At 64.5% G+C, this 13,296-nt stretch carries 12 protein-coding genes; 7 read left to right on the top strand and 5 right to left on the bottom strand.

All coding sequences use genetic code 11. The features are described 5' to 3' along the window. Positions 1 to 142: 142 nt before the first annotated feature. The 4 genes from DRB87_RS08815 (at position 143) to DRB87_RS08800 (ending at position 2,919) form a co-directional block, all read left to right on the top strand. The gene (locus DRB87_RS08815; protein ID WP_240756234.1) at positions 143 to 847 is read left to right on the top strand and encodes a tetratricopeptide repeat protein; all 705 of its coding nucleotides are present in this window, start codon (positions 143 to 145) and stop codon (positions 845 to 847) included. Between the two features lie 71 nt (positions 848 to 918). Continuing rightward, entirely contained in the window at positions 919 to 1,497 is a 579-nt protein-coding gene (locus DRB87_RS08810; RefSeq protein ID WP_130027794.1) for a peptidylprolyl isomerase, read from the top strand. Positions 1,498 to 1,541: 44 nt separating this feature from the next. Continuing rightward, entirely contained in the window at positions 1,542 to 2,036 is a 495-nt protein-coding gene (locus tag DRB87_RS08805) for a peptidylprolyl isomerase (protein ID WP_017234700.1), read from the top strand. A 64-nt stretch (positions 2,037 to 2,100) separates the two neighbouring features. Then, a complete protein-coding gene (locus DRB87_RS08800; protein WP_130025629.1) occupies positions 2,101 to 2,919 on the top strand; it encodes a UDP-2,3-diacylglucosamine diphosphatase in 819 nt (272 codons plus the stop codon). 102 nt (positions 2,920 to 3,021) lie between these two features. Here DRB87_RS08800 and cysE read toward each other — a convergent pair whose 3' ends face one another. Both cysE and DRB87_RS08790 read right to left on the bottom strand, forming a co-directional pair. Further along, positions 3,022 to 3,801 carry a serine O-acetyltransferase gene (cysE, locus tag DRB87_RS08795; RefSeq protein ID WP_130025628.1) on the bottom strand — a complete coding sequence of 260 codons (780 nt, stop codon included), beginning with the start codon at positions 3,799 to 3,801 and terminating at the stop codon, positions 3,022 to 3,024. Between the two features lie 156 nt (positions 3,802 to 3,957). Further along, positions 3,958 to 4,776, bottom strand: a complete 819-nt coding sequence (locus DRB87_RS08790) for an RNA methyltransferase (RefSeq protein WP_240756233.1) — start codon at positions 4,774 to 4,776, stop codon at positions 3,958 to 3,960. A 430-nt stretch (positions 4,777 to 5,206) separates the two neighbouring features. On the opposite strand from DRB87_RS08790, the gene DRB87_RS08785 reads away from it, so the two are divergent. Then, the gene (locus DRB87_RS08785) at positions 5,207 to 6,073 is read left to right on the top strand and encodes an inositol monophosphatase family protein (RefSeq protein ID WP_130025627.1); all 867 of its coding nucleotides are present in this window, start codon (positions 5,207 to 5,209) and stop codon (positions 6,071 to 6,073) included. A gap of 127 nt (positions 6,074 to 6,200) precedes the next feature. Here the strand turns inward: DRB87_RS08785 and gltX are convergent, their stop codons facing one another. Next, positions 6,201 to 7,595, bottom strand: coding sequence for a glutamate--tRNA ligase (gene gltX, locus DRB87_RS08780; RefSeq protein ID WP_130027792.1), 1,395 nt, complete (start codon positions 7,593 to 7,595; stop codon positions 6,201 to 6,203). Positions 7,596 to 7,815: 220 nt separating this feature from the next. Between gltX and DRB87_RS08775 the strand changes: the two genes are divergently transcribed. Then, complete coding sequence (locus DRB87_RS08775) at positions 7,816 to 8,592, top strand: AraC family transcriptional regulator (RefSeq protein WP_130025626.1); 777 nt, start codon at positions 7,816 to 7,818, stop codon at positions 8,590 to 8,592. A gap of 228 nt (positions 8,593 to 8,820) precedes the next feature. Next, on the top strand, positions 8,821 to 10,485 hold the full coding sequence (locus DRB87_RS08770) for a phosphoethanolamine transferase (RefSeq protein ID WP_130025625.1): 1,665 nt from the start codon (positions 8,821 to 8,823) through the stop codon (positions 10,483 to 10,485). Positions 10,486 to 10,551: 66 nt separating this feature from the next. On the opposite strand, the gene DRB87_RS08765 is transcribed toward DRB87_RS08770, so the two are convergent. Next, positions 10,552 to 11,985 carry an NAD-dependent succinate-semialdehyde dehydrogenase gene (locus DRB87_RS08765; protein WP_130025624.1) on the bottom strand — a complete coding sequence of 478 codons (1,434 nt, stop codon included), beginning with the start codon at positions 11,983 to 11,985 and terminating at the stop codon, positions 10,552 to 10,554. Positions 11,986 to 12,221: 236 nt separating this feature from the next. Next, a complete protein-coding gene (hisC, locus tag DRB87_RS08760; RefSeq protein ID WP_130025623.1) occupies positions 12,222 to 13,292 on the bottom strand; it encodes a histidinol-phosphate transaminase in 1,071 nt (356 codons plus the stop codon). Positions 13,293 to 13,296: the final 4 nt, after the last annotated feature.

Genomic DNA, 13,296 nt, shown 5'->3' with positions numbered 1-13,296 from the left:
TGCGAACCGCATTCGCCGCCATAACGAGAAATGGCGCGGGCCGGGCGCAGGTGTTTTGTTAGAATGCGGCCGAGTATAGCATCTCTTGCGCACCTCTCAGGTATCCCAAGCACCCACTATGACGCAACGAAGCCGGTCACTTTTGTCCCCCGCAACGCGCCTGCTCCATGCACGCCGCCCGCTCGCCGCTGCCGCTCGCAGCGCCCGCGCGCTGGCGCTTGCCGGCGTTACCCTCGGCCTCGCGGGCACGTTGTTCTCGCTACCCGCCGGGGCACAGGCCATCACCGATCCGCCGCCGCCCGCGCCGCTGCAAACACCGCAGCAGGCCAGCGAGTCGGCCATCGACAAACTGGTCGCCGCCGGCAAGTTCAACGACGCGCTCGCGAAGGCCGACGAACACCTCAAGCAATATCCGCGCGACGCGCAGGTGCGCTTCACACGCGGGCGCGTGCTCATGGAAATGGGCCGCAACGCCGAGGCCATCGACGCCTTCACCGCGCTCACGCAAGACTTCCCGGAACTGCCCGAGCCGTTCAACAACCTCGCGGCGCTCTACGCGCAGGTCGGTGAGTACGACAAGGCACGCGCCGCCCTCGAGAGCGCGATTCGCAATAACCCGAGTTTCGCCGTGGCATACGCGAATCTCGGCGACATCTACGCCAAGCTCGCGCAGCAGGCGTATCAGAAATCGCTCAAGCTAGCGCCGACCGCGCGCGTGTCGAACCGCGAAAAAATCCTGTCCAACATGCTCGCCCCGCAGCGCGCCGCCCCCGTGAGCCAGACCCCGTCAGCGCCCAAGACCGGCGACGACGCCGCGCTCAAGAACGTCGGCAAGTCGGGCAACTGAACCCCGCCCCCGTCTTGCCAAGAATCGATTCCTCATTGCCTACGGAGACATGCATGAATTTTCCGAATCGCCTGCGTCGCGCGCTGCTCGGCGGCGCACTCGCTGCGGCCGTCCTGTCGGGGACGAGCCTGAGCGCGTTCGCGCAGGACGTCCAGCCGCAAGTGCAGTTCAAAACGTCGGCCGGCAACTTCGTCGTCGAACTCAACCCGAAGGCCGCCCCGAAAACGGTCGAGAACTTCCTTCAGTACGTCAACAGCGGTTTCTATAACGGCACGATCTTCCATCGCGTGATTGGCAACTTCATGATTCAGGGCGGCGGTTTCACGCCGGAGATGAATGAAAAGCCCACGCGCGCGCCGATCCCCATCGAATCGCAGAACGGCCTGAAGAACGTGACCGGCACCATCGCGATGGCCCGAACGTCGAATCCGAACTCCGCGACCGCGCAATTCTTCATCAATGTGAAGGATAATGCGTCACTGGACTACCCCAACCCGGACGGCTACGGCTACGCGGTCTTCGGCAAGGTGGTATCCGGCATGGATACCGTCGAGAAAATCAAGGGCGTTGCCACGACCCGCAAGGGCATGTACCAAGACGTGCCGGCCACGCCCGTCGTGATCGAATCGGTCAGCGTCGTCAAGCGCTGACATTCTCCGGCCCAACGGGACCCTTTCATCTGAAGGAAAGCATCATGGTTGAACTGCACACGAATCACGGCGTCATTCGCATCGAACTGGACGCCGACAAGGCACCGAAGTCGGTCGAGAACTTCCTGAACTACGTCAAGAACGGCTTCTACGACAACACGGTGTTCCACCGCGTGATCAACGGCTTCATGATCCAGGGCGGCGGCTTCGAGCCGGGCATGAAGCAAAAGCCCACCGAGGCGCCGATCGAGAACGAAGCCAACAACGGCCTGAAGAACGTCAAGTACACGCTGGCCATGGCCCGCACGAACGATCCGCATTCGGCCACGGCGCAGTTCTTCATCAACGTCAGCGATAACGACTTCCTGAACCACAGCGCACCGACGCCGCAAGGCTGGGGCTACGCCGTGTTTGGCAAGGTCGTCGAAGGCCAGGACATCGTCGACCAGATCAAGGGCGTGAAGACCGGCTCGAAGGGCTTCCACCAGGACGTGCCGGTGGACGACGTCGTCATCGAGAAGGCCGTGATCGTCGCGTAAGCGCGCCCACCGCCAACGCAGACCCTCGATGTCAGCATCGACGGCGCGGTGCTCGCCATGTCCCGTGACACCACGGGGCGACGGGCCCGCGCTTTTCATTTCCGATCTTCACCTCTCGCCGGCGCTGCCGCGCACGGTGCAAGTCTTCGAGGACTTCCTGCGCGGGCCCGCGCGTGAAGCGTCCGTCCTGTTCATTCTCGGCGATCTGTTCGAATACTGGATCGGCGACGACATGCTCGACACCGCCACGCCGGCCGACCCCCGCACCGAAACCGCCACGCCCCACCCCGAACCCCTCGGCGCATTCGCACGTCGCATGACGGCCGCCATGGCGGAACTGTCCGCGAGCGGCGTGCCGATCGCCGTGATGCGCGGCAATCGGGACTTCCTCCTCGGCAAGCGCTTTGCGCGCGCGGCCGGCGCGATCCTGCTCGACGATCCGTGTGTCTTCTCGTTTCTCGGGCAGGCGCTGGTGCTCAGTCACGGCGATCAGTTGTGCACCGACGACGTGGGCTATCAGCGCTTTCGCCGCGTCGCCCATTCGCCGCTCGGCAAGGCGTTTTTCCTGACGCTGCCGCTGCGCTTGCGCATGGCCATCGCGAATCGCATCCGGCGGCGAAGTGCCGCCAAGGGCGCCCATCGCATGGCCTATGCCGATGCAAACGCCCAGGCCATCGCCGCCCTGCTCGACACCGCCGGTGAGCGCACCCTCGTGCATGGGCACACGCATCGTCCGGCACGCCATGCCGACGCTCGACGCGTGCGCTGGGTGTTGCCCGACTGGGAGTTCGATGTGGCGACGCCGCGTGGCGGCTATCTGCAATGGGACAGCCACGGCTTGCGGGCCATCGATCTTGCGGGCTCCGCGCCGGACAACACGTAAGGCGTCGGCCCCTCAAAACAAGACGGCCCGTGCGGATGACGGGCCTTCTTTGCAAGCACAAGCTCAAACGCAAGCCCAGGCGCGACGTCGCGCCATGGCGCGTTACATGTCCTGGATTTCCTTGCCCAGCTTGCGCAGTTCTGCCGTATCGATCTTGCTCGCGCCAAGCGCTTCGAGATGCGCGCCAAGCTGATTGAGCGCGGCCACCATCACATCGATCTTGTGTGCCTGATCGGTCGCGTTCTCGATCAGCCCGTGAATGGCGAGCGAGACGGGATCATCGGCATTCGGCGTAATGCCGTAAGCGGAGAATTCCGGCTTGCGCGCGTTGTCGTTCGGCTTGGCTTGCGCGTCCTCGCGGGGCGCGTCGGGACGAATGATGCGCGCGGGATTGCCCACCGCCGTGCCGCCGGCGGGCACCGCCTTCACCACCACCGCGTTCGAGCCGATCTTCGCGCCCTCACCCACCGTAAAGCCGCCGAGTACCTTGGCGCCCGCGCCAACGATCACCCCGGGCGCCAGCGTCGGGTGGCGCTTCGCGCCGCGCGCAAGCGACGTGCCGCCGAGGGTGACGCCCTGGTAAATCGTGCAGTCGTCGCCAATGACGGCCGTCTCGCCGATCACCACGCCCATGCCGTGGTCGATGAAGACACGGCGGCCAAGTGTCGCGCCCGGATGGATTTCGATGCCGGTGAGAAAGCGCGCGTACTGCGACACGTAGCGGCCGAGCCATTTGAAGCCGGACGTCCAGCATCCGTGGGCAACGCGATGCAGCATCACGGCATGCAGGCCCGGGTAGCACGTGAAGACTTCCCAGTTGCTGCGCGCAGCCGGGTCTTTCTGTCGAATGGCGGCGATATCTTCGCGAAGGCGGGTGAACATGAGTCTGGATTCGATCCTGTGGTGCGCGTCCGGCCGCTCTGTCGCGGATCGTCGCGGCGTTACCTGGGGCCATGCCGGTCATGACGGTCGTGACGGTCGTGACGGTTGGGCACAGCGGATACAGTTGGCGCTTCAAGCGCGTTGAGCGGTGGCGCGTTAGCGCCGGAGCTTGCGCTCCAGAATATGCTTCGCGATGCCGCGCAGGATGTTGACCTCCTCACGCTCCAGATGGCTCTTCGCGAAAAGTCTGCGCAGGCGCGTCATGAGCTTTTTCGGATTCTCGGGGTCAAGAAAATCGAGTTCGACGAGCGCGCGCTCCAGATGCACGAGCATGCCTTCGACGTCATCGCGTGTCGCCAGCGACGCATGCGCGGTGGCATCGAGTTCCGAGGGCAACACGGCCACCGTCGCGGCATGCGATCCCTCGCCGCGCTCGCGCGTCAGACAGCCCATGCGCACTTCGTAAGCGATGAGTTGCACCGCCTGCGAGAGATTGAGCGAGCTGTACACCGGGTTGGCGGGGATATGGACAAGCGCATTGCAGCGCTCGACATCGTCATTGGACAAACCCGTGCGCTCGCTACCGAACACGAACGCCACCGCCTCGCCCTGCCCCGCATGCTGCACTGCGATTGCGGCGCTCTCGCGCGGCTCGGCATTGGGCGGCCCGTATTCACGCGAACGCGCCGACAAGGCGACGGCCCAGCTCACGCCCTGCAAGGCCGAATCGAGATCGGGCACGACCCACGCATTCGCCAGCACGTCGTCGGCGCCGCTCGCGAGCGCCACGGCTTCCGGATCGCGCAGCACGTCGGCCCCCGCGCGCGGTGCGGCCAGGACCAACCGGCCAAACCCCATCGTCTTGATTGCACGGGCGGCCGAGCCGACGTTGCCGGGATGGCTCGTCTCGTTGAGCACGAAACGCACTTGATCGAACAACGACGACGCGGGATGGGCAACAACAGACTGTGACATGAGGCAGCGATGAGGAGTGGAAACAGAGGCATGCGGAAACACGACGCGCCGTCACCGGGATCGGGAACGGTCTCCGCTTGTCGTTCAGATCGGACGGCCGCTCAACGGCGAACATCGCTATTTTGCCCTGAATCGCGTGCGCTGCGGGCGTCCATGACGGCCCGATCGCCGGACCGCGCCGGCACTGGCACGAAACCTCGGAACCCTTAAAAGGGTCAGAAGAAGGCCCAAAACCCGAAGACGCCACAGCGCACACGCCGCGTTTTTGCTAAAATACGCGTTTTCGTCCTTGCAAACGAGCCGCCACCCGGTGCGCGGCGCTTGCAGGGCATCGCTCTTGCTCAATTTGTTCGCTTTGTCTGCCATGCCTGACGGCCGGCCCAGAGGGGGTCGCGCGTACCGTCGGCAATGGCCTTAACAGGAATCTGTCATGCAGCATCCCATGCTCAATATCGCGGTGAAGGCCGCGCGCCGCGCCGGCAACATCATCAGCCGCGCCTCTCTCGACATCGACACTGTCAAGGTCACCAAGAAGCAGCACAACGACTTCGTGACGGAAGTGGACAAAGCGGCTGAGCAAGCGATCATCGAAACCCTTCTGCAAGCCTATCCGGACCACGCCATCCTCGCCGAAGAATCGGGTGAGGAACATGGCAAGTCGGGTTCCGAATACCAGTGGATCATCGATCCGCTCGACGGCACCACCAACTTCATTCACGGCCTGCAATACTATTGCACGTCGGTCGCACTCGCCCACAAGGGTATCGTCTCGCAAGCCGTGATCTACGATCCGACCCGCAACGAACTGTTTACCGCATCGCGTGGCCGTGGCGCCTTTCTCGACGGCAAGCGCATTCGCGTGTCGCGCCGCGATCGTCTGGCCGATGGCCTGATCGGCACCGGCTTCCCGTTCCGCGACCTGCAAGGCGTTGAGAACTATCTGAAGATGTTCGGCACGATGACCGAGCACTGCGCGGGCATTCGCCGTCCGGGCGCGGCGGCACTCGATCTGGCCAACGTCGCGGCCGGCCGCATGGACGGCTTCTTCGAGCAGGGCCTGAACGCGTGGGACATGGCGGCCGGCAGCCTGCTGATTACCGAAGCCGGCGGTCTGGTCGGCAACTACACCGGCGAATCGGACTTCCTGTTCGAAGGCGAAGTGCTGGCGGGCAACCCGAAGATCTACGCGCAAATGGTCAAGCTGCTCGAAGGCTATTCGCGTGCGAAGCGCCCGGCATCGCCGGCCAGGGCCAGCGCCGCGAGCGCTGTTGTCTCGGAAGGCAACCTGCCGTCGTAAGGCCTGTGCAGGGACGCCGGATGTGATGGCGTCCCTCGTAAAAAACCCCGGCGATGCTCACGCATCCCGGGGTTTTGTGCTTCCGGCGCCGCCGCTGGCGGCCCGGAAAGGTCTCACGCGTGGTGCCTCAGGCGCCCAGACGCGCCAGCACCGCATCGCGGCCGAGCAGTTCGAGCACGGCGTCGATGGCCGGCGTGTGCGTCGTACCGACCACGAGCAGACGCACCGGCATCGCGAGCTGCGGCATCTTCATGCCGTGCTGGGCGAGCGTGGCCTTGAACGCCGGCGAGATGGCCGCCTTCGTCCACTCTGGCAGCGCCGCCAGCGCCGCGCCGAGATCCTTGACCGCCGCGCGCGCGGTATCCGTCATGTGCTGGGCCAGATCGTCGTCCGACGGCGCGGGCTTGCGGTAGAACATTTCGGCGCTCGCCGCGATGTCCTTGATCGTGTTCGCCCGGTCCTTGAACAGCCCGACCACACCTGCGAGCGACGGACCGCCTTCGATCGACACGCCCGCCTTCTGCAGGAACGGCTCGGTCAGCCCGGCCAGGCGCTCGTTATCCGCCTGCTTGAGGTACTGGTTATTCATCCACAGCAGCTTTTCGGGATTGTGCTGTGCGGGCGACTTGCCCAGATGATCGAGATCGAACCACGTCACGAACTGCTCGCGCGAGAACACTTCGGCGTCACCATGCGCCCAGCCCAGACGGGCCAGGTAGTTCACTACCGCCTCGGGCAGAAAGCCCTCGTCCCGATACTGGACCACGCTCATGGCGCCGTTGCGCTTGGACATCTTTTCGCCCTGGTCGTTGAGCACCGTGGGCAGGTGGGCGTAAATCGGCGGCTGCTTGCCGAGCGCCTCGAAGATGTTGATCTGACGCGGCGTGTTGTTCACGTGGTCGTCGCCACGAATCACGTGCGTGATGTCCATGTCGATGTCATCGACAACAACACAGAAGTTGTAGGTCGGCGTGCCGTCCGGACGCGCGATCACAAGGTCGTCGAGCTCGTCATTCGAGATTTCGATGCGGCCCTTGACGGCGTCTTCCCACACTACGCTGCCGGCGAGCGGGTTCTTGAAGCGCAGCACCGGCTGCACACCGGCCGGCGGCTCGGGCAGCACCTTGCCCGGCTCCGGACGCCAGCGACCGTCGTAACGCGGCTTTTCGCCGCGCTCGCGCTGCTGCTCGCGCAGTTCGTCGAGGGCTTCCATGCTCATGTAGCACGGATAGACGTGACCGGCGGCCTTCAGTTGCTCAAGCACTTCGCGATAGCGGTCCATGCGCTGCATCTGGTAGAACGGACCTTCGTCGTAATCGAGGCCGAGCCATTCCATGCCTTCGAGAATGACCTGCACGGCTTCCGGGGTCGAACGCTCGAGATCGGTGTCTTCGATGCGCAACACGAACGCGCCGTGATTGTGACGCGCGAAGGCCCACGGATAGAGAGCGGAACGGATGTTGCCCAGATGGATGAAACCGGTCGGGCTAGGCGCAAAGCGGGTGCGGACAGTGGTCATGATTTGGCGTGGATGCATCGCGTCGGCGACAAACAAAAACGCCCGCGGCGGAGGGTCTCGCGCAGGCGGGTCGCCAACATTCGGAAGCTGGCATTATATCAGCCACGTGCGCGCACTCACCGAGAACGTGAGGTCATCCCCCCTTGTGCGCCGTATTTCGTCGATCGGTGATAACGTCGAATAATTCGCCGTTCGCTCACGGTCGTATTCTCCTCCTCCTGCCATGTCCATCCCGATCCTCGCGCTCCGCGAATACTGTCCGACCGATCGCACCGACACCCACGACTTTCATCAGGTCGTGATCGGACTGTCCGGGCGCATGTCGATGTCGCTGGACGGCAACGCAACGCAATATGGGCGTGTAGGCGCGCGCAACGGCGTGGTGATTCCAGCCGGCGTGCGGCATGAGTACCGGGGCGACGGTCCCAACCGACAAGTCGTGCTGGATGTGCCGTCGCGTCTGGTGGCGACGACCGGCTCGCAGCGCGCGTTTGCGCACGAGGCTTTTTTCACGCTCGACGCCAACCTGCTGGCAATGGCTCGGCGCGTGAGCGCGCGCATGGACGGCGAGCGTCCCCTGAGCGCGGACGACCCTGTCGTGCGCGCTTGGCTGGGCGCCCTCACGGCGCGGCTGGCGTCGTCTCGCCCCGCACAGCGCTCCGTTCGGCTGGACCTGGCGCGCATCGACGCCCGACTGCGCACTGCGCTGGCAACGCCACCGGGTACGGGAACGCTCGCACGGGAAGCCGGCATGAGCGTGCGCCGTTTTCATGATGCCTTTGTCGCGATCACCGGCGAGACGCCTCACCAGCATCTGATGCGCCTGCGGCTCGCGCGCGCCGCCACATTGCTGAGCGCGGGCGACGCAACGCTCGCCGACATCGCCCTGGAAGTCGGCTTCAACGACCAAAGCGCCTTGTCCCACGCGTTTCGCCAGCACTACGGCCAGCCCCCCGCCGCGTGGCGGCGCGAGCGTCTCGCCCGCGGCCCTTCAGGCTAAGTCGATCGGTCGGGTGCAGGCGCATTGGTCGGAATGCGCTGAATATCGAATAGAATTCGCCCAAAAATATTCGCATCCACGACACCAATCTCCCAATTTCTGGTCGAATTGCGGCGCTGACCGGTGCCAGGCGCCACGCCGCATGCCAACCGGAACTGGCCCGGCGCCGGTCAAGCGGCCATCGACAGGCACGCAACGACGTGCGCGACGCATTGGGAGACACGCACCTTGAAACCACTTCTCTACCGCCTGCTCATCGGACTGGGCGGCCTGGCCCTGTTCTGGGCGTTCGGCATGCTCAGCGCCAAAGAGTACGGCAAGAGCGCGGCACTCATGGCAACCGCCCTACCCGGGCTCACGGGCTTGTGCCTGATGCTGCGCACGCGCCCGGCATGGCTGAGCGCGACAACGCTGGGCATCGTTGCCGTCTTCTTTCTCGACGCAGCAACCAAAGGGTTCCTGCGCGACTATTTCGGTCTGCGCCCGAACCATCTGCTGGTCCTGCAAGCGGTGTTCAACACGAACCCTTCGGAAGCCGGCGAGTTCTTCCGCCACCACTGGCGCGATCTCGCCGAGGCGAGCGGTGTCTTCGCCGTGCTGATGTCGGTGGTCGTCATGCTGGAGCGCCGCCTGTCGCGGGCGGAGGCCGCGAACGCTCCGCCGCCAATGCGACGCCGCAGCCAAATCGCCGTAACCAGCCTGCTCCTGGGCTTTCTCGCGCTGCATCTGAATCCGACGATGGCCAAGGAAAACCCGCTGCTCTACTGGCCGATCCGCTATCTCGACTACCAGCGACAACTCGCGCATGCCGACACGCTTCAACGCGAACTCGACCGCAACATGGCGCAGCGCAGCGACTGGCGCGTGCAGTATCGGGGGCCCGCGCGCAAGACCGTTGTGTGGGTGATCGGCGAGAGCCTGAACCGCAACAACATGTCGCTCTACGGCTACGCGCGCAACACCACGCCGATGCTCGACACATTGCGGCGCGAACTCACCGTCTTCCGTGACGTGGTGTCGTCCGAGCCCGCGACCATGGCCTCGCTCATCAAGATGCTTACACCCGCAAGCCTCGCCGATCCCGACGCCTGGACGCATCAGCCCGATCTCGTCATGCTCGCCAAGGAAGCAGGATATCGCACCTACTGGATCTCGAATCAGGCGCCCAACGACGGCTGGCTGGGACTCGTGGCCAATCGCGCCGACGAGCGGGTCTTCATCAACAAGGGCTTGGGGCGCGGCGAGAACAATTACGATGGCAACCTGTTGCCGGAGGTCGAAGCCGCACTCGCGAGCGACGCCCCCCGCAAGCTTATCGTCGTGCATCTGCTCGGCGCGCACCCGACCTACGATATGCGTTACCCGGAGGCCTTTGCACGCTTCGACAACACGGACGATGCCATCGCGCGCCAACTCGCGACGCAAGGTCGCTCGCTCTGGGTGCGTCGCCTGCGCAACGAATATGACAACGCCATCGCCTACAACGATTACGTGGTCGCCAGTCTGATCCGCAAGACCATGGCGGCCTCGGCGACGTCCGACGCCAGCCTGCTGTTCAGCTCAGACCACGCCCAGGAGGTTGGTCACACGCGCAATCACACAGGGCAGTCTGTCGCCGATGCCTCCGGCTACGAGATCCCGATGCTCGTCTGGACGCGAGACAGGATCGATGCGAAGCGACGCGCAACGCTGGAATCCCGGCCCTATCAAACCGACCAGCTCGACCACACCATGCTCGGCCTGCTCGACATCGACACGACTTACTACAATGCATCGCACGACGTGATGAGCGACGCGTTTGCCCCGGCAGCGCGCAGCATCAACGCACGCCCGTATCGAGCATCCATGGATATGGCGTCGGCCGACGGGGCAACAAAAAAGCCGATGCGATAGCTCGCATCGGCTTGCTACCCGACCGTTATCTGCTGACTTGTCGCAGACAACCCGGGCCAGCCCGCGTCAAGCCTCCAGCCGCGACACGAACTTCGGCTGCAGGTACGCTTCGAGCGCTTCCGGGCCGCCCTCCGAACCGTAGCCGCTGTCCTTCACACCGCCGAACGGCACTTCCGGCAGGGCCAGCCCCGAATGGTTGATCGTCAGCATACCGGTCTCGACGCGCGCCGACAGGCGATGCGCCGTGCCCTGCGACGTCGTGTACGCATATGCGGCCAGGCCGTACGGCAGACGGTTCGCCTCGGCAATGGCTTCCTCTTCCGTATCGAACGGATTGACGATCGCGACCGGGCCGAACGGCTCTTCGTGCATGATCTTCGCGCTCAACGGCACGTTGCACAGCACCGTCGGCGCGTAGAAGTGACCGCCTTCAGCCGCACGCTTACCGCCGGTTTTGAGCTGAGCGCCTTGGGCCACCGCATCGTCGACGATCGCGCTGATCGCCTCGAAACGCTTGCCATTGACCAGCGGCCCCATCGTCGTTTCCGGATCCAGCCCGTTACCCACGCGCACCGCTTCGGCGGCCTTCACGAAGGCGTCGACGAACTGATCGTACACGCCGCGCTGTACGAGGAAGCGCGTCGGCGCGATACACACCTGACCGGCGTTGCGGAACTTGCCGGCGGCAAGATTGCGCACGGCGGCGGCGATATCGGCATCGTTGAAAATCAGCACCGGCGCATGCCCGCCGAGTTCCATCGTCACACGCTTCATGTGCAGACCGGCCATCGCCGCCAGTTGCTTACCCACCGGCGTGGAACCCGTGAACGACACTTTGCGGATCGTCGGATGCGGGATCAAATACGACGAAATTTCGGCCGGCACGCCATACACGAGGTTCAGTACACCGTCGGGCAGTCCGGCGTCGGCGAAGGCGCGAATCAGCCCGGCCGGCGAGGCGGGCGTTTCTTCCGGTGCCTTGACGATCACCGAGCAACCCGCGGCCAGCGCGGCCGAGACCTTGCGCACCACCTGATTGACCGGGAAATTCCACGGCGTGAATGCCGCCACCGGACCAACCGGCGTCGGGATCACCATCTGGTAGACATTCGGCACACGGGCCGGCACCAGACGGCCGTAGGCGCGCTTGCCCTCTTCCGCGAAGAATTCGATGATGTCGGCCGCCGAGAGCAGTTCGCCCTTGGCTTCGCCGATCGGCTTGCCCTGCTCCATCGTCATCTGACGTGCGATGTCGCCGACGCGCTCGCGCAGCAGACCGGCGGCCTTGCGCATGAGCTTGGCGCGCTCGAACGGTGCGATTTCGCGCCACTTGGCAAAGCCCGCTTCGGCCGCCGCGAGGGCGGCGTCAAGATCCGGCTGGGTCGCGCGGGCGACGGTTCCGATGGTTTCGCCAGTGGCCGGGTTTTCGATCGGCAGCGTGAGGCCTTCCGCGCCTGCCTTCCACTGCCCGTTAATGAAAAGTTCTACGTTGTGCGACATGCTGAAGTCTCCGGTTGGCAACACGCCCAACAGCATAACGCAGGCGGCGGATTCCTGTTGCCCGCCCACCGAGACCCAGCCGATGCGTTTCCCGGGGACTACGGAGACATCTCATCACATGAAACAAAAGGGCCGACAGCCCCGGAAACGTTCCACGTCCCCGCGCTGCCGGCCCTCAGGGGATCGGTCATCCCGTCCCTGTCGTCTTGCGGGACGCCGAGACGCCCCTAGACATATCAGCCCGCCAGAATTTCCTTCAATGCGTCCGTGAACGCGACGCACTCTGCCTCCGTGCCGACCGTGATGCGAAGGAACTGGGCCACGCGCGCCTGCTTGAAGTGACGCACGATGATCGAGCGTTCCCGCAGCGCCGCCGCGAGTTGGGCCGCATCGTGCGACGGGTGACGCGCGAACACGAAGTTCGCCGTCGACGGCAGTACCTCGAAACCAAGCGCCGACAAGCGCGTCACCAGGGCCTCACGGCTTGCGATTACCGCCCGGCGCGTCTCGTCGAAATACGCCTCGTCTTCGATGGCGGCCACGCCGGCTGCCTGCGCAAGACGGTCGAGCGGGTACGAGTTGAAGCTGTTCTTCACGCGCTCGAGCGCTTCGATCAGATCCGGATGCCCGATGGCGAAGCCCAGACGCAACCCCGCCAGTGAGCGCGATTTCGAAAGCGTCTGAACCACGAGCAGGTTCGGGTACTTCGCGATCAGTTTCGCTGCGCTCTCGCCACCGAAGTCGATATAGGCCTCGTCGATGACGACCACCGAATCCGGATTTCCCGCCAGCAAACGCTCGATCTCGCCACCGGCCAGCAGGCGACCTGTCGGCGCATTCGGGTTCGGGAAGATGATGCCGCCGTTCGGTTTGAGGTAATCGTCGACGCGAATCTCGAACGTGTCCGTCAGCGGCACGTTCTCGAACGCCACGCCGTACAGCCCGCAGTACACCGGGTAGAAGCTGTAGGTGATGTCCGGAAACAGAATCGGCTTGTCGTGCTTCAACAATCCCTGAAACACGTTCGCCAGCACTTCGTCGGACCCATTGCCCACATGCACGTTGGCCACTTCCAGACCGAACCGCGTGGCGATGGCCTGCTTGAAGCGGCGCGCGTCGGGATCAGGGTACAACTTGAGCGCATCGGCGTCGCCGCCGAGCGCCTCGCGAATCGCGGCGAGCACGCGTGGCGACGGACCGTACGGGTTCTCGTTGGTATTGAGCTTGATGAGACGCTGCATCTGCGGCTGCTCACCGGGCACATAGGGCGTCAGATCCGCAACGCCCGCGCTCCAGAATCGACTCATGACG

The organism is Pandoraea sp. XY-2 (assembly GCF_004193915.1).
In the GTDB taxonomy this organism is placed as follows: domain Bacteria; phylum Pseudomonadota; class Gammaproteobacteria; order Burkholderiales; family Burkholderiaceae; genus Pandoraea; species Pandoraea cepalis.
Note: the sequence above shows the minus strand (reverse complement) of the source record. Positions and strands in the feature narration are given on the sequence as shown.